Origin of the sequence: Clostridium estertheticum, from assembly GCF_011065935.2 — a bacterium.
Taxonomy (GTDB): domain Bacteria; phylum Bacillota; class Clostridia; order Clostridiales; family Clostridiaceae; genus Clostridium_AD; species Clostridium_AD estertheticum_A.
Window position 1 is genome coordinate 350,529 of record NZ_JAAMNH020000001.1, and the last position, 21,080, is coordinate 371,608.

The window sequence follows — 21,080 nt, forward strand, 5'->3', positions numbered from 1 at the left end:
TTTTACTCAATTGAATCTTATTGAAAATATCTATTAAGTAAACCCTTAAATGCGGAGCCATGACGGGCTTCATCTTTACACATTTCGTGTACTGTATCATGGATTGCATCATAGTTAAGTTTTTTAGCTAAAGTAGCTAAGTCTTTCTTACCTTGACAAGCTCCATGTTCAGCAGCAACTCTCATTTCAAGGTTTTTCTTAGTATCTGATGTTACAACTTCTCCAAGTAACTCGGCGAATTTTGAAGCGTGATCCGCTTCTTCAAAAGCTATTCTCTTATAAGCTTCTGCAACTTCTGGAAAGCCTTCTCTATCAGCCTGACGGCTCATTGCTAAATACATACCAACTTCAGTACATTCTCCAACAAAGTTAGCTCTTAATCCTTCAACAACTTCTGGATTAACGTCTTTAGCAATTCCGATTTTATGTTCATCTGCCCAGACCATTTCATTTTCATCTTGCTCTACAAACTTATCACTTTTTGCACCACAAATTGGACAAACATCAGGTGCTAAGTTTCCTTCGTGGATATATCCACATACTGTACAAACAAATTTTTTCATTTTTATTTTCCCCCTTGTATTTCTCTGGAGTAGATAACAATTATTAATTGTTATTCCCCTGGCATTGTTTTATGTAAGATAACAATTATTATAAGTAATACAATTCACTATATAAATAGGAACTTTGAACTTAGATTACCCATAACATTAACTATACACGAATGGATAACTATTATCAAGTAAAATTTAATATTTGTATAGAAAAAAATAAAATAAGTTCCACATTTACATTATACTAATATGTCATTAAGGCCCTCTAAATCTTTTATTTTGACTAAATTCTTATTGAAATCTATTAAGCCATCCGCCTTCATATTAACAAGCTCCCTTGAAAGGGATGGCCTTTGAACACCTAGGTGCTCAGCAAGGCCTTTTCTAGACATAGGCAGAGTAAGTGCTATGGAGTTTTGAATTTCATATTGAGAAATCAAGTAATTTGATATTTTTTGTCTTAGTGTTTCGAAGGATAGTTCTTTAATTTTTTTATTTAATAAAAGAATTTTACTTGATAGAAGTTGCATAAAATTATTCAATACTTTAGGGTAGGCGCTACACATAGATATAATATCTTTTTTTGAGATATAAAGTATAATTGCTCCTTTAGAAGATACTATAGTGGCTGGGTAGATATTTGTTTCTGAAAAAGCTATTGCTTCACCAAAGGTTTTCCCTCTATTTAATTTTGCCAATGTAACTACTTTTCCACTAGCATAATGTTTTTGTACTTCCAGCTCGCCTTGGATTACAATTCCGAGTGATTCACAGATGTCACCCTCTAATGCCACTATACAAGTACGGCATTCAAAACAGTTTTTACAGTTATCGGAAATGGAGTAGTTTATATTTATAATTAAATTTTGCAATTCTGCAACCGTCAAATCTTTAAATAAAATACAATGCTTTAAACAATCTATTAGTTTATCCATAAAATCACCCTCGAATTTTCAATTTGGTAACATGAGTTACATATTATCATAAGTAATTCTAATATAATTTGTATAGACAGTCAATTAAATTATCACTGGGGTACATGAAAACAAATGAAATATGTAATAAAATTAAGTGCTAGTTATTTAAATGCGACTTTAAAAAATATATAAAAAATTCAGGAGGAGTTAAAATGAAAAGAGATATTATTAGTATAGATGAAAGTAAATGTAATGGTTGTGGAATATGTATAAGTGGCTGTCATGAAGGAGCCATAGAGCTCGTTGACGGTAAGGCTAAATTAATAAGCGATGAGTATTGTGATGGACTAGGAGATTGTTTACCTCAGTGCCCTACAGATGCTATCAAAATAATTCAAAGAGATGCCGCAGATTATGACCTTCAGGCTGTTGAAATAAAAAAAGAGCAACAAAGTGTAAAACCTAATTTGCCTTGTGGATGTCCTGGTACAATGGAAAAGTCCATAAAAAGAAATATTGATTTAAACATAAAAAAAGTACCAACTAAAATAAATAACGATGCAGAGGACTCAGTAGCTTCAGAATTAAATCAGTGGCCAGTGCAGTTAAAGTTGGTTAATTCTAAGGCTGGATTTTTAAATGGCGCAGATATATTAATCGCAGCAGATTGCACAGCTTACGCTTATGGAAATTTTCATAAGGAGTTCATAAAAGGAAGAGTAACATTGATAGGCTGTCCAAAGCTTGATGATAATGAGTATTACAAAGAGAAAATCGTAGAAATATTAAAAAATAATGATATTAAAAGCATCACAGTAGTTAGAATGGAAGTACCTTGTTGCGGAGGTATTGTTAGTTCTGTAAAAGGAGCTATGCTTGAGGCTGGAATAATAGTACCATATAAAGAGGTAACTATTGGTGTAAATGGAGCATTAATTTAGATTCTCATCCATGTTTAAAACTATATTTTCTCCATATTTAAGTTTTTTAGAAAGCATATATTATGAAAAATAATATATGCTTTTTTAAATTTATAGTAAATTTACATATATAGCATATTAAACACTTTAAATTCTTAATTTTTTAGTGTAAAATGATAGGGACTGATTATTAGATTATAGATTTAGTTTTCGATTTCTTATCTACATAATTAAAATATATTTATGTGAGGTATGTTTATGGAAAGAATTGACAAACATAATTATTATTTAGACATATGCGAAACCATATCTGAACGAGGAACTTGTTTGCGTAGAAATTTTGCAGCTATAATAGTTAAAAATGATGAAATTATATCTACGGGATATACTGGAGCGCCTAGAGGCAGAGTGAATTGTTGTGATTTAGGAGTTTGTAGAAGAGAAGAATTAAAAATTCCAAGGGGCACAAGGTATGAACTTTGTAGATCGGTGCATGCAGAACAAAATGCGATTATATCAGCTCGTAGAAATGATATGATAGGGGCGACTTTATATTTAATTGGAAAAGAAGTAAATAATGGTGAATTAGTTAATGATGCATCTCCTTGCTCTTTATGCAAGAGATTTATAATTAATTCGGGTATAGAAAAAGTAATAATCAGAGACAACAAAATACAGTATAAAATTGTATATGTAGAGGAATGGATAGAAAATGATGACTCACTTCAAGGTGATGGTGGATATTAATATCTCAGCGCCGCAGGTGATGATTTAACCTATATTTATCAAATAAAACACTGTTTTTGTGAAAGAAAGGTTTTTTTATGAGTGATATTTATATTTTAGCGATAATTACAGCTTTAATTTCTTTTATAATTACCCCGTTAGTTAAGAAATTTGCAATAGTTGTTAATGCCATTGATATTCCTAAAGATGAAAGGCGAGTTCACAAGAAACCTGTTCCGGTTATGGGAGGACTTGCCATATATATATCTTTTGTTATAGGGGCAATTTTATATAATGGCATTTTAACAAAGTCCCAACTAGGTATAATTGTCGGTGCAACTATAATCGTTGTTGGTGGCATGATAGATGATATAAAAGAGTTAAGTCCTAAATACAAGCTTTTAATACAAGTTATGGGGGCTGCATGTCTTTTAATATCAGGCATAAGAATATCAATTTTAACTAATCCTTTTAGAGAATTTTATCCATATCTAAACATAGGATGGGTAAGTATTCCTGTAACGATAATATGGATTATAGGTGTGACTAATGCTTTTAATCTAATAGATGGATTAGATGGACTCGCAGCGGGAATAGCATTTATATCCTGCGTTACTCTAATGATAGTTTCTATAATTAATGGAAGGCTGGAGCCAGCATTTTTAACGGCTGTGTTAAGTGGGGCGATTTTAGGATTCTTACCATATAATTTTAACCCGGCTTCCATTTTTATGGGGGATACGGGCTCTCAATTACTAGGGTTTCTACTAGCTGCAATTTCAATTGAAGGTGCTATTAAATCTGCAACAGCATTTGTTATAGCAGTACCAATTCTAGCTTTTGCATTACCTATTTATGACACCCTTTTTGCTATGATTAGAAGGAAAGCTAATGGAAAGTCTATAATGCAAGCAGACAAAGGCCATTTGCACCATCGGCTTTTGGATATGGGACTCAGTCAAAAGCAAGCAGTTATTATTATGTATTTTATAAGTGCTGCGCTAGGTGGGATTGCCATTATAGCCATGCAAATGAGTAATCAAAGGGCATATTTTTTGTTAGCACTAGTAATGGTGATAACAGTCTCAATGGCTTGGAAATATGGTATTTTTAAGCACAAAGAGTAAGTTGTGTATCTTTGAATTTAATAATTACTAATGTCCATGTGGTTATAATTTAAATTGAATTAAATTAGGAGGTTACCCTGGTGGAAAATATTAAAGTTATAGTGATATTTGGTACAAGACCTGAGGCTATAAAAATGGCACCTCTAGTTAAAGAATTAGAAAAAAATTCTCAAATACAATGTGTGGTATGTGTAACTGCTCAGCATAGAGAACTATTAGACCAAGTCTTGGAACTATTTAACATAGAGCCTCAGTATGACTTAAACATAATGAAATCAAAACAAAGTTTAACAGGAATAACCTGTTCTGTGCTTCAAGGGCTTGAGGAAATCTTTGAAAGTGAGAAGCCAGATATAGTGCTTGTACATGGAGATACTACTACGACATTTGCAGCATCCCTTGCAGCTTTTTATAGAAAGATACCTGTTGGACATGTGGAAGCTGGCCTTAGAACTCATAATAAGTTTTTCCCTTATCCAGAAGAAATCAATAGGAAGCTAACTGGAGCACTAGCGGATTTACACTTTGCACCGACTAATACCTCTAAAGAAAACCTATTAAGGGAGGGAATAGAGGAGAGTGCTATTTTTGTTACAGGAAATACAGTCATAGATGCTATGAAGTTTACAATTAAAGAAGACTATATTTTTGAAAATTGTGAGCTAAATGAGATTGACTATAAAAATAAAAAAGTAATAGTGGTTACAGCTCATAGGAGAGAAAATTGGGGAGTTGGAATTGAAAATATATGTAATGCCCTGAAAATTGTTGTATGCGAAAATAAAGATGTAGAAGTGTTGTATCTAGTTCATCCAAATCCACTAGTGAAGGATATGGCGTGCAGCATTTTAAAAGATGAGGAAAGAATACATTTGCTTGAGCCCATTGATACATGTGAAATGCATAATTTAATGAAGAAATGTTACTTAGTAATGACCGACTCAGGTGGAATTCAAGAAGAGGCTCCTCATCTATGCAAGCCGGTTTTAGTCCTTAGGGATGTAACTGAGAGGGTAGAGGCAGAGCAGGCAGGCACGGTAAGGCTAGTTGGAACAGATGTACAGAAAATTGTATTAAATGCTAACATGCTTCTAAGAAATTCAGATGAGTATAATCGTATGAGTACATCAATTAATCCTTATGGTGATGGAACTGCTTCTGTTAAAATAGTAGATTCACTATTAGAGCATTTTAAGATATATTAAAATCTTGTTAAAATAGGTTTAAGAATTTAGAAATTAAATTTTTAAACCTATTTTTTTAGTATTTATACAAATAAAAACTTTCAAAATAAAAGTTTTAATGTTATAAAATTCATATTCAGCTACAACAACCTAAGGTGCTTTAATGTATTGTATATCCTGATATATGGTATTTTAAAGCTTATAGCAATCAAAATAAGAATAATTTAATATATATTTTTAGCCCGTAAAAATAAATATATTATAAATAATAAAGATATTATAAGAAATTTTGGGGCTAGAAAGAATGAAATATTGCAATTGTTCTAATAAAACGAACAGTTCAGCCGTCAATTAATTTTTTTTATATAGTCTTTGTAAATGTTTAACTAGATAAAATAATATTAAAAAGTTCTTAAAAGTTAGTAAAACCAACAGTATTGAAATGGTAAGTATAAATATTATGAATATTGAGAATATTAAGCATATTAAAATAAATAAATTAATTGAATAATGTAATTGTAAATTATTTGAAAAGCCGTAATATATCACAATATAGACATATTTAGAGGATTAATGAGATTTTACTCGAAAAACTAACTCAAATGCTTCTATATATCGAAAAATTGAGAAATTCTAGGTTTTATTTATGAAAATTAGTAGACTATAATTGAATTTGTTAGCACATGGCGAGGAGAAGAAGAAAGTGGATAGTGATTTTAAAAATATGTTTAAAAAAATTGTTATGTATGATTTTTTTATTTCTTTGATTTTTACTGCAGTGATTTATTTTACAGCTAAATCATATGCATTATTTTTTTTATTAGGGTTAATAATAGCATTAATGAACTTTTATGTTAATGGTATTACAGTGGAGTATTCTCTTAATAAAAATACAAAGAACACATGGATAATAATAGCAGGGTTTTTCATAAGAGTTTTTTTTGTAAGTATCATTGGTTTTATCATTGGTATACATAATATGTTTAATATAATTGCATATATTTTTGGGTATAGTTCGCAGTTTATATCTTTATTGTATTATGGAATAAATAATAAGAACATTGAAGGGAAGTGATTTAATGGAAAAAATATACCCGTTATTTCATATTAGGTTCTTTGGATACAATATTGGAATTGCACAAAGTGTAGTTGTTCAGTGGGTAATAATAGTTTTAGTAGCTATGTTATGTATTTACTTTACAAGAGACTTGAAAATAATTCCTAATAAGAAACAGAATATAATAGAAATAGTTATGGATTCTATAAACAATCTTGTTAGGGATAATATGGGTGAAGACTACATGGGTTTTGTACCATTTATAGCAACATTTGCAATTTTTTTAACTTTTATGAATAATACGGGACTGATAGGTATTAGGCCTCCAACAGTAGATTATAGTGTAGCATTAGCATTAGCATTAATAACATTCGTTGTTGTTCAAGGGTTTGCCATTAAAAAAATTGGCTTAGGTCACTATTTTAAAGGGTACACCGAGCCATATGCATTTATATTACCAATTAATTTAATAGAGCGGGTTATGCTGCCAATTTCATTAAGTTTTCGATTATTTGGAAACATGATTGCAGGTGTAGTAATAATAGATTTGGCATATAAAAGTTTAGCGAGTCTGACTGTATTTGCCCAATTAATTATCCCAGTACCGTTACATTTTTATTTTGATTTATTTGATGGAATGATTCAAATGGTTATTTTTGTTATGTTGACTATGGTTAATATAAAAGTTATTGCAGAACATTAAGTTTAGTTTTAAAAATTAAGGAGGAATTAATATGAACAACATTGACCCGAAATCATTTATAACAGCTATGTCTGCTATAGGCGCAGGTCTTGCAGCAATAGGATGTATAGGTGGAGGAATAGGAACAGGTAATGCTGCGGCTAAAGCAGTAGAAGGCGTTGCAAGGCAACCAGAGGCTAGAGGATCTATAATTAGTACCTTAGTTATAGGTGCTGCATTCTCAGAAGCTACAGCTATTTATGCGTTTTTAATAGCATTAATTTTAGCGTTTAAGTAATATGGTATATATCAAAATTAAAAATTTTGAAATTAGGCCTGAAGGGGGCTTTAATAGATAATGAATGTATATTTATCTACAATTATATTTACTTTTATTAATTTTATAATATTGCTTTTTATCTTAAAGCGCTTTTTAATTAAGCCGGTAAATAAGATAATGGATGATAGACAAGATGGAATAAATACGTCTATTAAGAAAGCTAAAGATGATGAAGAAAAAGCAGCAATTTCAAGAGAAGAAAAAGACCGATTGTTGCATGAGTCAAAGGTAAAGGGAAGAGAAATAGTAAAAGAATATAAAGTTAATGCCGAAAATATTTCTCAAGAGATCATTGATGAAGCAAAAAAAGAATCAATTATAATTATTGAGAGATCAAGAGTCGAAATTGAAAGAGAAAAAGAAAAAGCACAAAGTGAAATTAAAAAACAAGTTATAGAGTTATCTTTGGTATTGGCTGAGAAAGCGCTTGAACAGCATATTGATGAAAAAGAACATAGAAGGTTGATTGAGGATTTTATCTTTAAGGTAGGTAGCTAATATGTATGAATACTTAGATAAAAGATATGCACTAGCGCTATATACAGTTGCTGAGGAAAAAGGGAAAGTAGAAGAATATTTAAATGACCTTAGAGAAATTGTTTCACTTATGAAGAATGATATTGAATTTCTTAAAGTTATTAAATATCCGCAAATAAGTACTTCTGCAAAAAAGAAAATGTTTATTAAGATTTTCAAGGGAAGAATTGATGAGGACCTTTTATCTTTTTTACTTATCCTTATAGAAAAAGACAGGATATTGTTTACTGAGGAAAAACTTAAAGAAATGGAAAAAATCCATTTAGAGCGCAATAATACACTACTCGTAGAAGTTATAACGGTAATACCTCTTGAGGCTTCGGAAAAAGAAAATTTGCGCATGAAATTATTCAAGATGTTTGATAAGAATATTATCTTTCATGAAAAATTGGATAAAAACATTATAGGTGGAGTATATATAAGAGTTGGCGATTATGTTATTGATGGTACAATAAAAAGTAAGTTTGAGGAAATGAAAAAATTAATGTTTAAATAGGAATAGAGGTGAGTTTATGAATATAAAACCAGAAGAGATAACATCCATAATAAAGAAAGAAATAGAAAGATATGAAAAGAAAATTGATACTGTTGACTCAGGAACCATAATTCAAATAGGTGATGGAATTGCCAGAGTGTATGGATTAGATGAATGCATGGAAGGTGAACTTCTAGAATTCCCTAATGGAGTATACGGTATGGCCCTGAATCTAGAACAAGACAATGTAGGATGTGTATTACTAGGAACCGGAGAAGATATCAAAGAAGGCGACGTAGTAAAGAGAAGTGGTAAAGTAGTTGAAGTTCCTGTAGGGGAAGCCTTAATAGGAAGAGTCGTAAATTCACTAGGTGTGCCAATAGACGGTAAAGGTCCAATTAAGACTACGGAGACAAGACCGGTCGAAGTAGAAGCACCTGGAGTTATTGAAAGACAATCCGTTAAAGTACCTCTTCAAACGGGAATAAAAGCAATAGACTCTATGGTACCAATTGGAAGAGGTCAAAGAGAACTTATAATTGGGGATAGGCAAACAGGTAAGACAGCCTTAACTATAGACACTATTTTAAATCAGAAGGGCAAAGATGTTGTATGTATATATGTTGCAATTGGTCAAAAACAATCTACTGTTGCACATATTGTTAACACCTTGTCTGAAATGGGAGCCTTAGATTATACAATAGTTGTGGCATCCACAGCTTCTCATTCAGCACCACTTCAGTATTTAGCACCTTATGCTGGATGTAGTATGGGAGAATACTTTATGAACAAAGGCAGAGATGTATTAATAGTGTATGATGATTTATCTAAGCACGCAGTAGCCTATAGAGCTATGTCACTATTACTCCGTAGACCACCAGGCAGAGAAGCTTACCCAGGAGATGTATTTTATATTCATTCAAAATTATTAGAAAGAGCAGCAAAACTTTCAGATAAATTAGGTGGGGGATCATTAACTGCCCTTCCTATAATAGAAACTCTAGCAGGGGATGTTACGGCATATATACCAACAAATGTTATTTCCATAACAGATGGTCAAATATTTCTTGAGGCGGAATTATTCCATTCAGGACAAAGACCAGCTGTTAATGCTGGAATATCAGTATCAAGAGTTGGTGGAAATGCTCAAACAAAAGCAATGAAACAAGTAACCGGAACTTTAAGGCTAGAACTTGCTCAATATAGGGAACTAGCAGCTTTTGCACAATTTGGTACGGATCTTGATAAAGATGCGAAAATGAGACTAGAAAAAGGAAAAAGATTAATTGAGATATTAAAGCAAGATCAATATATGCCAGTATCAGTAGAGAAGCAAGTTATGATTTTCTTTGCTGGAGCTAATAACTATCTAATGGATATTCCAGTACATCAAATAACCAGATTTGAAAGTGAATTTTTGGAGTACATGGATACACATCATAGAGAAGTGGGTAAGGCAATAGTAGAAGTAAAGGTATTAAATGATGAAATAAAAAAACAACTTATTGAAGCTATAGAAGAGTTTAAAAAAATATTTTCAGTTGAAAATATTTAACCACATTTCACAAGAAAATAGTTAATATACCACCTTTAGGTGATAATTAATTTGCCTTCATAATATATTTATGGAGGCGGAGGAGAGGTGAAACATGGCAGGTATGGGGCTCCTTGCAATTAAACGGAGAATAAAATCCATAACAAACACTACTAAGATCACCAGAGCCATGGGACTAGTCGCCACATCTAAATATAAAAAAATAAGGGAAAAGGTAGATACTAACAATAATTATCTATATGAGATTGAGGAAAGTATTAAGCAGGTTTGCGATAATTATGAAGAGGATAGTATTTATATAAGAGGAAATAATAACAACAAAAAATTGTATGTTGTATTGACCTCAGACACAGGTCTCTGTGGCGGCTTTAATTGGTCAGTAGCAAATGAAATTATTGATAGAGTCAAAAGAAGTAAAGAAGATTACAATATAATTATTGTAGGTCAAAAAGGAAGAATTATATTTAAAAAGCTTAATATTGAAACTGTGGCTGAATACGTTGAAATTTCAGATGTTCCTTCTCAAAAGGAAGGTACTACTATTATTAATCATGCGCTTAACATGTATACAAGTGGTGAAGTAGGTGAAGTTTACATCGTTTATAAAAAGCTTATTTCAGCATTGAAAAATGAAGTTAAAGTTGAAAAGCTACTTCCTCTAAATTTTGAAAATAAAGAGAATAATAGTAGTGATTACGTAGATATTAAAGCAATAAACGAAAAAACTCTGCATGAAATTACATCATTATTTCTAGGTGGAAAAATGTTGAATTCGTTGCTACATTCAAAAGCTAGTGAGCACAGGGCTAGAATGGAAGCTATGGGGTCAGCTACTAACAACGCTAATGATATACTTGATAAACTTAATTTAAGTTATAATAGAATTAGGCAAAGCGCCATTACACAAGAGATTGCGGAAATAGTTGGGGGAGCAGAAGCTCAAAGGTAAAAAGGAGAGAATACAATGCCAGGACATATAGGAAAAGTCGTTCAAATAATAGGCCCTGTTATAGACATAAAGTTTGACTCAGATAGTCTTCCTAATATTTATAACAGCATTGAAATTCAGATGGAAGATAGGGTAGTTGTAGCTGAGGTTGAACAGCATATTGGTGATGATATTATTAGAGCAGTAGCTATGGAAAGTACTGAAGGTTTAAGGCGAGGACTTGAGGCTGTTGACACAGGTAATCCAATAACAGTACCAGTTGGAAATGTAGTACTGGGAAGGCTATTTAGTGTTCTTGGAAAGCCTATGGATGATATGGGAGAGGTTAAAGTAGATACATATATGCCTATTCACAGATTAGCCCCAACTTTTGAGGAACAGTCTGTTGAACCAGAAGTGTTTGAAACAGGTATTAAGGTAATAGACTTAATAGCGCCATATCAAAAAGGTGGGAAAATTGGTCTATTTGGTGGTGCAGGAGTTGGAAAAACTGTACTTATTCAAGAACTTATGAATAATATTGCAAAAGAACATAATGGACTTTCGGTATTTACCGGAGTTGGTGAGAGAACGCGTGAAGGTAATGATCTTTATAATGAAATGAAAGAGTCAGGAGTTATATCGAAAACTGCTCTGGTTTTCGGTCAGATGAATGAGCCACCTGGAGCTAGAATGAGAGTTGCGTTAACTGGTCTTACTATGTCAGAGTATTTTAGAGATCATGGGCAAGATGTACTGTTATTCATAGATAATATATTTAGATTTACACAGGCTGGTTCCGAGGTATCTGCGCTACTAGGCAGAATACCAAGTGCGGTTGGTTATCAACCAACACTTGCGACAGAAATGGGAGAATTACAAGAACGAATCACCTCGACAAAGCAAGGCTCTATAACATCAGTTCAGGCTGTATATGTACCAGCAGATGATTTAACAGATCCTGCTCCGGCTACTACATTCAGTCATCTTGATGCTACTACAGTGCTTTCTCGTGGAATAGTTGAACTTGGTATTTATCCAGCAGTAGATCCACTAGAATCTACTTCAACAATGCTTGATCCTAGAATAATTGGCAGAGAGCATTATGATGTTACAATAAAGGTTAGACATATCCTTGAAAGATATAAAGAGCTTCAAGACATTATTGCAATACTTGGCCTGGATGAATTATCTGAAGAAGATAAGATGGTAGTACTAAGGGCAAGAAAAGTTCAAAGATTTTTATCTCAACCATTTACTGTAGCTGAACAATTTACGGGCATGAAAGGGAAATTTGTACCGGTAAAAGAAACAGTAAGAGGCTTTAAAGAAATACTTGAAGGCAAACATGACAAATTACCAGAAGCAGCATTTATGTTTGTTGGAACTATAGAAGAGGCAATAGAAAAAGCAAAAACTATGGCTAGTGAATAAGGCATTTTTAAGAATATGTACCTAGAAAGGTCAGTGTTTTTATATGGCAAATAGTACAAAACTAACTATACTTACGCCTGAAAAGGAGTTTTATAGTGGTGAAATCCTGAGTTTGAACACGGAGGGTGAGGATGGAAAATTTGGTATCCTTGCTAAGCATGTTCCTATGGTAGCTCCATTAAAACCAACAGTTACAACATTTATTGATTTATCTGGTAAAGAATTAAAAGCCTTTACATCAACAGGGATTTTAAGAGTATACCTAGGTGGAGTAGAAATGTTATGCAGTGCCTGTGAATGGCCTGAGGATATAGACGCTTTAAGAACAAAAAAGTCCAAGGAAAGAGCAGAAGAAAGATTACTTCATAAAGATGGAGTTGATGTTAAAAGAGCAGAGAATTCTCTTTTAAGATCACTCATGAGAATGAAGACAGTAGAATAGAGATTAAAAAATGGAGATATTAGGTTATCTCTATTTTTTTTTATGCTTAAAAGGTGACAAATTCTTTTAAGCACGTTTTCATTAAAATTTTATATATTAATAATATAGTGAATAGATTTATAGTAAAATAAGTTGTTGAAATACCTCTACCTATATAATGAATGGAATAACCCTCTTCACATTTGTGCTGAGGGATGATTTTATTAATAGCAAAAATATTTAAAAACCATTATTTATAGAATAAAATAATAAATTTTGGTCAAGAATTTAATTGAAGGTAGGGGGATTAAAATGAGAAGAAAAAGTATTACACTTTTGTGTATAGTATTATGCCTTATTATATTACAAGTTAATGTTATATTATTAAATGCACAGGAGAAAGTTAATTTATTTGACGAAATATTACTAGAAACAAAAGGTAAAACTGTAGAATACGGATTGAAAACATCCTTTAAAACTGGAGAAGACCCGAAAGAAGTTTGTAACTATTTAATTCGAAATTTAGGATTTGATAGTAATGAAATAAAATTAAACAATTATGAAAATAAAGATTCATATTGTATAGATTTTTCAAGTGATAATCTTCAGGGTTATATAGAGACCGTAAAATACAATAGTGAGAATGTTATAACAATAAACATAAGCAAAATAGATAATGAAAATGGATTAGAATCTCTCAAAAATAAAGTCAGTAATGTTATTGGAAGTAGAGGCGAAAATATTAGATTTTTTCTTTACTTGAAGGCGAAAATACTAGAGAGAAGCCAGGATGTAATTAGTGAGGATATTTATGGTGTTAATAAAAGGATAATAAAAAATTTAAAATCTCACGGAACTGAAAATATCGAGACTGTAAGTATAAATAACGGACTAAGTACTATAGCATATACAAAACAGTACACTAGCAAGGTAAACAATAACAAGCTAATTGATTTTAATTATGCTGTATGTAATTATTCATCCGGAAGGTACATTATCATTGGGACACCTGAAATAATTACAACTTATTAAAACTAACAATATAATGGAGGAAAAAAATGGATAAATTAGTTATAAAAGGTGGGAAAAAATTACAAGGTGAAGTGAATGTTAGTTCAGCTAAAAATTCAGTGCTTCCTATACTTGTAGCAACCATATTAAACGGTAATAATTGTACCATTGAAAATGCGCCTATGCTTGAAGATGTATTCGTAATTTGTGAAGTACTGAAATCTCTTAAAGCAAATGTTAGTATAGATAGAATAAATAATAGGGTGAAAATTAATACTGCCAATTTATTTGATAATGACGCTAACGATGAATTAGTAAGAAAAATGAGGGCATCTTTTTTAATTATGGGGCCCATGCTTGGGAGATTTGGAACTTTCAAGATTTCACTGCCCGGGGGATGCAATATTGGAACTAGACCAATTGATCTTCATTTAAAGGGCCTTGCGGCACTTGGAGCAGAAATATCGGTAGGACACGGGTATGTGGAAGCAAAAGCAAAGAAACTAAGAGGCAACAACATATACTTAGATTATCCTTCAGTAGGCGCTACAGAAAATATAATGATGGCAGCAATGCTTGCAGATGGCGAAACAGTAATAGGGAATGCTGCTGAAGAGCCAGAAATTGTAGATTTAGCAAGGTTTTTAAGGGCTATGGGAGCGCAAATAAGTGGCGAGGGAACAGACACTATAAGGATTTTAGGAGTTAAAGATTTTAAAGAAGTTGTTTATAGACCTATATATGACAGAATTGAAGCTGGTACATTTATGATAACTGCTGCAATGACAAAGAGCCTAATTAAAATTAATGGCGCTGATGAGGTTCATTTAAAACCAATAATAGCAAAGCTTACAGAAATGGGAGTTGCAATGGAGATTAATGAGAGCAGTATAATTGTTGATGGAAGGAAAAAACTGAATCCGGTGGATATAAAGACTATGCCATATCCAGGATTCCCTACAGATATGCAAGCTCAGATGATGAGTTTATTATGCACTGTAAAAGGTACAAGTATAATTACAGAAACTATATTTGAAAATAGATTTATGCAAGCCGTAGAACTCAAGAGAATGGGTGCAAATATAAGAATAGATGGTAGAAGTGCTGTAATAGAGGGTATAGACACGTTTACAGGTTCAGAAGTAACAGCTACAGATTTAAGAGCTGGAGCATCACTAATCCTGGCAGGACTTACTGCAGAGGGGTCAACTACAATAAGCGATATATATCATATTGATAGAGGCTATGTTTCTATTGAACAGAAATTAAAGGGGCTGGGTGCAGATATAGAAAGGGTGAGTTCTTAAAAACAGCGGGAAAGTATAATTATATTGAGAGAAGTATTTAATAATAAAACGCAGAAGGTTGCTAGAAGCTGCAAAGTTGATAATTTAATATGAATTTTAAAGAATTGAGATATATTAATTAATAATAATTAATATATCTCAATTCTTTATTTATATTAAAAATTTTCTGTGCTTTTTATTCATTGTGGAATTAACACTTCAAAAAAAGTAATATTATTTATCTTTATATAATATGTATAAAGTGATATTTATTTTATAACGAGAGGAGAAAAGCATGAGAAGAGTTTTTATTACAGCACATTTGAAAAACTTCCTTCTATTAATTATTGCATTTATTTCATTTATAGTTATAACTTCTGTATTAATAGTGGGCGTAGGGGATAATAAAAGCTTAAATAAAAGTAAAAACTCTATAATTAAACAAGAAGAATATAAAAGTCTTATTAAAATTAGCTCACTTCCCCAAATTTCTAAAATTAAAGTATTCATATCAAAGGAAAACAAAATAAAAGAAATCAATTTAGAAGAATACATTACTGGAGTTGTTGCAGCGGAAATGCCTGCTGAGTTTGAGATAGATGCACTAAAAGCTCAAGCAGTGGCTTCTAGGACTTACGCATTAGCTCATGTTACTGAATTAGGTGGAATACTATGTAAAAATGCTAATGGGGCAAATTTATGCGATACAGTTCACTGTCAAGTCTATGTGAGCAAAGAAGAACGAATAAAGTTATGGCCAAAAGGCTTAGGCGAAAAGTATTGGGATAAGATTAAGACGGCGGTGGTGGGCACACAAGGAGAAGTTTTAACCTATAACAATAGCTTGGTAATGGAGCCCTATTATTTTGCAACTAGCAGTGGTAAAACGGAAAACTCTGAGGAGGTATTTAGCAATAACATACCTTATTTAAGAAGTGTAGAAAGCGGAGGTGAAGAAAGAGCACCAAAGTTTAAAAGCAGTAAAATTTTTGGATACAATGAGCTAAGTCAGATTATAAATAACAATTACAGTAATGCTAAGGTAACCTCAACTAACATAAAAAAACAAATAACAATAATTGATAGGACTGAGGCAGGAAGTGTTAAAAATATTAAAATAGGAAGTATAACCATGACGGGTAGTAAATTTAGAACTATGTTAGGTCTGAATTCATCAAATTTTGAAATAGTATTTAATTTGAAGAGTGTAGAGATAGATACCACTGGTTATGGCCATGGGGTAGGAATGAGCCAATGGGGTGCAGATGCAATGGCTAAGGAAGGAAAAAATTATATACAAATATTAAATCATTATTATCTAGGAACTGTTATATCCAAATAAAAGGTTATATTAATAAACTAGTTATCTTTTTTTATAAAAGATAACTAGTTTAATTTTTTAGGGCGTGAATTTTTAAGATTTAATAAATATAAGTAAAAAATGTTAAATTTAAGACCTAAAAAACGTAAATTTAAAGAAATATAATATAAATGTGAAATAAGTGGAAAAAATTTTATAAAATATGTATGTTTTAATACAATATGGACAAAAATACAAATGGAGGTGTTTGTATGGATAAGAAAGCAAACAATAAGACATTAAATTTTTTTAAGAAAGAGGGCTTTTATGTAGTTTTATTTATTTGTTTATGTATAGTAGCAACAGTTGCAACTATAACGGCAAGTAATAATAAAAAGTTTTCAAGTAATCAAGAAGCAATAAAAAATGAACAAGCAAATGCAGGAGACGTTCTAAAAGAGCAAGAAAAACAATATCAAGACGCTCTTCAAGTAAAAAAAGAAAATTCAGGTAAGAATGAGGTGCTTAAACCAGTACCTAATATTCAAAAGGTTACAACTGGAAACTTAACATCACCAGTTTCAAAATCAGTTAATGCTACATTTACAAAACCTGTAGCAAATGGACTGCTTGCAAGAGGCTATTCAAAGGATATTGACTACTCATACAGGTGGAAGACTGATGGCAGCTATAGAACTAACTTGGGTATTGCTATTCAAGCAAAGCTAGGTGAACCAGTTTTAGCTGTTATGGATGGAATAGTAGAAAAAGTTGGTAGCGATGAAAAGGGCAAGATGGTTGAAATAAAACATCAAAACGGTACTATTACTAAATATTATAATTTAGAAGAAAAGATATTAGTAAAAAATGGTGATAAGATAACAAAAAAACAGCAAATCGGTACTGTAGGAAATACTAGTTTAAACTCATGCAATGAAGTGTATGGTCCACATTTATATTTTGAAGTTTTGGAAAAGAACATTGATCCTAAAACCAGTAAAACTATTGAATATATAAACGTCGACCCTACTAGATATGTACAATATGAGAAATATCAACCTGTAGCAACAAAACAATAGCCAATAACCATACCAATTAGTCATTTTTCTGAAATATATGGCAAAATGACTAATTGGAATGGAATTTAAAATGGAGTTAAAGCATATTTATAAATAGAGAAGGGTCAAGGAGGTAACACTTTGAAAGACTATATTGAAGATCGAGTACTGGAAGTTGCTAAGTATATTATTGAGTCAAAAGCTACAATAAGGAGAACCGCCAAAGTGTTTGGAGTTAGCAAAAGTACTATACACAAGGATATGACAGAAAGATTGCCTACAATAAATCCTCAAATTGCTAACCAAGCAAAAACAATTTTGGATTTAAATAAATCTGAGCGACATATCAGGGGAGGAAGAGCAACAAGACTTAAATACAAGGCAGTTGAAGGATAAAAACATTTCAATAAAAAACATAATAAATATTAAAGCTAAAAAAGAGGATTTTTTTGTGGCTTTATAGAATAGAGTTTAGTATAATTTAAATAATGAATATACTAAAGAGCAGGAGTGAGTTTTGAGATGTTTTTTTTTAGAATAGGTACAGATATGGGAATAGATTTAGGTACAGCCACAGTACTTGTATATATCAAGGGAAAAGGTGTTATCTTAAAAGAGCCATCTGTCGTTGCCATAGATAGAAATAATGATAAGGTATTGGCAGTAGGAGAAGAAGCTAGGCAAATGATAGGAAGAACACCAGGCAATATTGTGGCAATACGTCCTATGAGGGACGGAGTTATTTCAGATTATGATATAACAGAAAAAATGTTAAAGCATTTTATTAGTAAGGCTTGTGGGAAAAGAAGATTATCAGCTCCAAGAGTTGTCATATGCGTCCCTTGTGAAGCAACGGAGGTAGAGCGAAGAGCTGTAGAAGATGCAGGAAGAAATGCCGGAGCTAAGAAAGTTTATCTTATAGAAGAACCACTAGCGGCGGCAATCGGAGCAGGACTTGATATTACTCGCGCAAGCGGTAATATGGTTATTGATATTGGTGGAGGGACTACAGATGTTGCAGTTATTTCTTTAGGTGGTATGGTTGTACGTGAATCAATTAAAGTAGCCGGAGATAAGTTTGATGACGATATTATAAAGTATATAAGAAGAAAGCATAAGCTGATGATTGGTGAGAGAACTGCAGAAAATTTAAAAATCAACATAGGTTGTGCTTATAAACAAGATGAAGAGACTACGATGGAAATAAGAGGAAGAGATTTAATCACAGGTCTTCCTAAAAACTTACAAGTAACATCGGAAGAAATGCGAGAAGCTTTAAGCGAGGCAGTAAATTCAATAGCAGAATGTACACATTCCGTGTTAGAAAAAACACCGCCAGAGCTGTCAGCTGACATAGCTGACAAAGGTATTGTTATGACTGGTGGCGGTTCACTGTTAAAAGGACTAGACAAACTTATACAGGAAATCACTAAAGTCCCAGTATACCTTGCTGAGGATCCCGTTTCATGTGTAGCACTGGGAACAGGTAAAGTATTGGATTATATGGATAAGCTAGATAATTCATTTAATGGAGGCGACAGATATTTAACAGATTAAAAAGTGTAAACAAGCTATATGAATAAGCAATACAATTAATCTAATAATTGTATTGCTTATTTTTTTTATTATATAATGCACTATAAATTAAAGGCTGTAGATAATTATTTAAAATAAAATAGTTTATAAAACTGGATCTAAATTTTTTTCTTCATTGCTGAGTGAATACAAATAATATGAATGCAAAAGGGAACGGCTCAAAACGCTAGCAATTTCCATTACTAAACTTAGTCTTATGTTTCTATTAGTGAACAGTTCACTATCATCACTTGAATCTACTATGCCTATTAATGAAACATTGCCTACTTTAGGAAGTGTTTTTCCTACACCTTTTCCAGGATGGATTGGATAATTTCTAGCTTGAATCTCACCAATATTTGATATGTCTCCTAAACATGCATCTACACCTATTATAGTGCAATTTGGATGCAGTGCATTTATTTTAGCTAATTTACTATCAATGTTCAAGGCGTGGATTGGATTATCAATAGTGCCATATACAGGTAGTGGGAAGGAGCTATCTTTTAAAAATGTACCCACTAAAGGGCCTAGACAATCACCTATACATCTATCAGTGCCTATGCAAACAACTAAAGTGTTTTTATCAATATAGTCTTTTAGAAAGTTAGAGATTGTATAGTATGCTAAAGGGTCTTTATAATGGGTTTTAGCTTTACTCAAGAAATATACCTCCTTGTATTGCGCTGTGAATAGATTATTTTCCTATCAATAATTTATATGAATAAATTCCTTGTATTATTATGATAAAAGAATAAAAAAATGATAAATTGGAAAATAATCTATATATACTAATTATTTGAGGTGATATTAACATGAAGAAAATAAATTTATTGTTGATTATTATATTTTCTACTGTTGTAAGCATAGGTGTAATGCTTTATTACAGTAGCTTTGCAATTAAAGCAAAGTATTATGAATCAGATAAATTAAAAAAACAGGCAGTAGTTGGGTATAAAAAAGATTACATTCCAAAAGATACTATAAATAATGATAACCAGGGTAGAGTGATTAAAAAAGTTGATGAAGAAACTTCTAATGTAAAAGAAGAGTTAGAAAAAGACGATTTAGCTAAAAGTGAATTAAGTGATGAACAAAAAAGTAGTGTTAATTTGAATGCAAATCCATCAAGTAGAGATATTGAAAAAAACAATTGGAACAAAGATATGACCAGTGACATATATGCACTTAAACCAGCGGATAGCCTGGAGAATGACCATTACAATGCAAAGCAGCAGGAACAATCAGTATTTAAGGTATCAACAGGGAAAATAGAAGAAAGTCTAACAACTTCTGATAAAATAAAATTACTTTATGTAAGCTTCCAGCTAGGAAAAGAGAATTATAAAAAAGTGAAAGATTATTTATATGAAGTGGATGCTGAAGATGGTGTCCTTAAAGCACTGAAATTACTAAAAGAAGAATTATCCAAAAAAGAATATGAAAAAGTGAGAAAAATAGCTGGAAAGTTTATAGATATGGATGCTGCGGAAATGCTAAAATAGTCATATTACTACTAAGTAATATAAAAAATAATTTATCTTTTCTAATGAAGAATAATAAGTTATATTAATGCTTAAAATAGAGTAAATATGCGATTGGTATAGCAATGTAGAGAAGAAGTCGCTAATTCGAAAAAAGAGAACTTGAAATTAATTAATTATAGTTGTATAATAATTCTTGTCGACAGGATAAAGAGACGAAAAAATAATATGCTGGCATGGCTCAACGGTAGAGCAGCTGACTTGTAATCAGCAGGTTGTAGGTTCAATTCCTATTGCCAGCTCCAAAAGTGGAGGAGTTCCCGAGTGGCCAAAGGGGGCAGACTGTAAATCTGTTACGTAATGTTTCGATGGTTCGAATCCGTCCTCCTCCACCATTTTTATTATAATCACCGCAAATTATGGGAGCATAGCTCAGCTGGGAGAGCATCTGCCTTACAAGCAGAGGGTCACAGGTTCGAACCCTGTTGTTCCCACCATAATAATTTTTT

The 21,080-nt window shown here is 32.0% G+C and carries 23 protein-coding genes and 3 tRNA genes; 23 read left to right on the forward strand and 3 right to left on the reverse strand.

Going from position 1 to position 21,080, the window contains the following annotated elements; all coding sequences use genetic code 11:
- Positions 1 to 17 precede the first annotated feature (17 nt).
- Together G9F72_RS01615 and G9F72_RS01620 are read right to left on the reverse strand one after the other, a co-directional pair.
- Positions 18 to 563: an NADH peroxidase gene (locus G9F72_RS01615; protein ID WP_164956920.1), complete on the reverse strand. Its 546-nt coding sequence runs from the start codon at positions 561 to 563 to the stop codon at positions 18 to 20.
- A gap of 230 nt (positions 564 to 793) precedes the next feature.
- The gene (locus tag G9F72_RS01620; protein WP_164956919.1) at positions 794 to 1,489 is read right to left on the reverse strand and encodes a Crp/Fnr family transcriptional regulator; all 696 of its coding nucleotides are present in this window, start codon (positions 1,487 to 1,489) and stop codon (positions 794 to 796) included.
- A gap of 194 nt (positions 1,490 to 1,683) precedes the next feature.
- Here G9F72_RS01620 and G9F72_RS01625 point away from each other — a divergent pair, with 194 nt between their 5' ends.
- The 19 genes from G9F72_RS01625 to G9F72_RS01715 all read left to right on the forward strand — a co-directional run bounded on the left by G9F72_RS01625 (position 1,684) and on the right by G9F72_RS01715 (position 19,069).
- Positions 1,684 to 2,412 (forward strand): ATP-binding protein, encoded by a 729-nt coding sequence (locus tag G9F72_RS01625; protein WP_164956918.1) that lies wholly within the window; start codon positions 1,684 to 1,686, stop codon positions 2,410 to 2,412.
- 237 nt (positions 2,413 to 2,649) lie between these two features.
- Entirely contained in the window at positions 2,650 to 3,138 is a 489-nt protein-coding gene (locus tag G9F72_RS01630; RefSeq protein WP_164956917.1) for a deoxycytidylate deaminase, read from the forward strand.
- Between the two features lie 77 nt (positions 3,139 to 3,215).
- On the forward strand, positions 3,216 to 4,244 hold the full coding sequence (locus G9F72_RS01635) for a glycosyltransferase family 4 protein (RefSeq protein WP_164956916.1): 1,029 nt from the start codon (positions 3,216 to 3,218) through the stop codon (positions 4,242 to 4,244).
- Between the two features lie 80 nt (positions 4,245 to 4,324).
- Positions 4,325 to 5,449 (forward strand): non-hydrolyzing UDP-N-acetylglucosamine 2-epimerase, encoded by a 1,125-nt coding sequence (wecB, locus tag G9F72_RS01640; protein ID WP_164956915.1) that lies wholly within the window; start codon positions 4,325 to 4,327, stop codon positions 5,447 to 5,449.
- 682 nt (positions 5,450 to 6,131) lie between these two features.
- Positions 6,132 to 6,503 (forward strand): ATP synthase subunit I, encoded by a 372-nt coding sequence (locus G9F72_RS01645; protein WP_164956914.1) that lies wholly within the window; start codon positions 6,132 to 6,134, stop codon positions 6,501 to 6,503.
- Between the two features lie 4 nt (positions 6,504 to 6,507).
- Positions 6,508 to 7,188: a F0F1 ATP synthase subunit A gene (locus G9F72_RS01650; RefSeq protein ID WP_164956913.1), complete on the forward strand. Its 681-nt coding sequence runs from the start codon at positions 6,508 to 6,510 to the stop codon at positions 7,186 to 7,188.
- Positions 7,189 to 7,219: 31 nt separating this feature from the next.
- Positions 7,220 to 7,465 (forward strand): ATP synthase F0 subunit C, encoded by a 246-nt coding sequence (atpE, locus tag G9F72_RS01655; RefSeq protein WP_164956912.1) that lies wholly within the window; start codon positions 7,220 to 7,222, stop codon positions 7,463 to 7,465.
- Positions 7,466 to 7,525: 60 nt separating this feature from the next.
- Positions 7,526 to 8,005, forward strand: a complete 480-nt coding sequence (locus G9F72_RS01660; protein ID WP_164956911.1) for a F0F1 ATP synthase subunit B — start codon at positions 7,526 to 7,528, stop codon at positions 8,003 to 8,005.
- A gap of 1 nt (position 8,006) precedes the next feature.
- Positions 8,007 to 8,540 carry a F0F1 ATP synthase subunit delta gene (locus tag G9F72_RS01665; RefSeq protein WP_164956910.1) on the forward strand — a complete coding sequence of 178 codons (534 nt, stop codon included), beginning with the start codon at positions 8,007 to 8,009 and terminating at the stop codon, positions 8,538 to 8,540.
- A gap of 16 nt (positions 8,541 to 8,556) precedes the next feature.
- Positions 8,557 to 10,074 (forward strand): F0F1 ATP synthase subunit alpha, encoded by a 1,518-nt coding sequence (atpA, locus tag G9F72_RS01670; protein WP_164956909.1) that lies wholly within the window; start codon positions 8,557 to 8,559, stop codon positions 10,072 to 10,074.
- A 94-nt stretch (positions 10,075 to 10,168) separates the two neighbouring features.
- Entirely contained in the window at positions 10,169 to 11,023 is an 855-nt protein-coding gene (gene atpG / locus G9F72_RS01675) for an ATP synthase F1 subunit gamma (protein WP_164956908.1), read from the forward strand.
- A 15-nt stretch (positions 11,024 to 11,038) separates the two neighbouring features.
- Entirely contained in the window at positions 11,039 to 12,436 is a 1,398-nt protein-coding gene (gene atpD / locus G9F72_RS01680) for a F0F1 ATP synthase subunit beta (RefSeq protein WP_164956907.1), read from the forward strand.
- 43 nt (positions 12,437 to 12,479) lie between these two features.
- Positions 12,480 to 12,878, forward strand: a complete 399-nt coding sequence (locus tag G9F72_RS01685; protein ID WP_164956906.1) for a F0F1 ATP synthase subunit epsilon — start codon at positions 12,480 to 12,482, stop codon at positions 12,876 to 12,878.
- A gap of 291 nt (positions 12,879 to 13,169) precedes the next feature.
- Entirely contained in the window at positions 13,170 to 13,889 is a 720-nt protein-coding gene (locus G9F72_RS01690; RefSeq protein ID WP_164956905.1) for a YwmB family TATA-box binding protein, read from the forward strand.
- 26 nt (positions 13,890 to 13,915) lie between these two features.
- A complete protein-coding gene (gene murA, locus G9F72_RS01695) occupies positions 13,916 to 15,175 on the forward strand; it encodes a UDP-N-acetylglucosamine 1-carboxyvinyltransferase (protein ID WP_164956904.1) in 1,260 nt (419 codons plus the stop codon).
- A 274-nt stretch (positions 15,176 to 15,449) separates the two neighbouring features.
- Positions 15,450 to 16,496 (forward strand): stage II sporulation protein D, encoded by a 1,047-nt coding sequence (gene spoIID / locus G9F72_RS01700; protein WP_187356052.1) that lies wholly within the window; start codon positions 15,450 to 15,452, stop codon positions 16,494 to 16,496.
- A 230-nt stretch (positions 16,497 to 16,726) separates the two neighbouring features.
- Positions 16,727 to 17,533, forward strand: a complete 807-nt coding sequence (locus G9F72_RS01705) for a M23 family metallopeptidase (RefSeq protein WP_164956903.1) — start codon at positions 16,727 to 16,729, stop codon at positions 17,531 to 17,533.
- Between the two features lie 120 nt (positions 17,534 to 17,653).
- Entirely contained in the window at positions 17,654 to 17,908 is a 255-nt protein-coding gene (spoIIID, locus tag G9F72_RS01710; RefSeq protein WP_164956902.1) for a sporulation transcriptional regulator SpoIIID, read from the forward strand.
- Positions 17,909 to 18,034: 126 nt separating this feature from the next.
- Positions 18,035 to 19,069 (forward strand): rod shape-determining protein, encoded by a 1,035-nt coding sequence (locus G9F72_RS01715; protein WP_164956900.1) that lies wholly within the window; start codon positions 18,035 to 18,037, stop codon positions 19,067 to 19,069.
- A 123-nt stretch (positions 19,070 to 19,192) separates the two neighbouring features.
- Here the strand turns inward: G9F72_RS01715 and yyaC are convergent, their stop codons facing one another.
- On the reverse strand, positions 19,193 to 19,750 hold the full coding sequence (gene yyaC / locus G9F72_RS01720) for a spore protease YyaC (RefSeq protein ID WP_164956899.1): 558 nt from the start codon (positions 19,748 to 19,750) through the stop codon (positions 19,193 to 19,195).
- A 152-nt stretch (positions 19,751 to 19,902) separates the two neighbouring features.
- On the opposite strand from yyaC, the gene G9F72_RS01725 reads away from it, so the two are divergent.
- The 4 genes from G9F72_RS01725 (at position 19,903) to G9F72_RS01740 (ending at position 21,068) form a co-directional block, all read left to right on the forward strand.
- Positions 19,903 to 20,592, forward strand: coding sequence for a hypothetical protein (locus G9F72_RS01725; RefSeq protein ID WP_164956898.1), 690 nt, complete (start codon positions 19,903 to 19,905; stop codon positions 20,590 to 20,592).
- Positions 20,593 to 20,801: 209 nt separating this feature from the next.
- A tRNA-Thr gene (locus G9F72_RS01730) sits at positions 20,802 to 20,876 on the forward strand.
- A 5-nt stretch (positions 20,877 to 20,881) separates the two neighbouring features.
- Positions 20,882 to 20,966: transfer RNA gene (locus G9F72_RS01735), tRNA-Tyr, on the forward strand.
- A gap of 26 nt (positions 20,967 to 20,992) precedes the next feature.
- Positions 20,993 to 21,068: transfer RNA gene (locus G9F72_RS01740), tRNA-Val, on the forward strand.
- Positions 21,069 to 21,080: the final 12 nt, after the last annotated feature.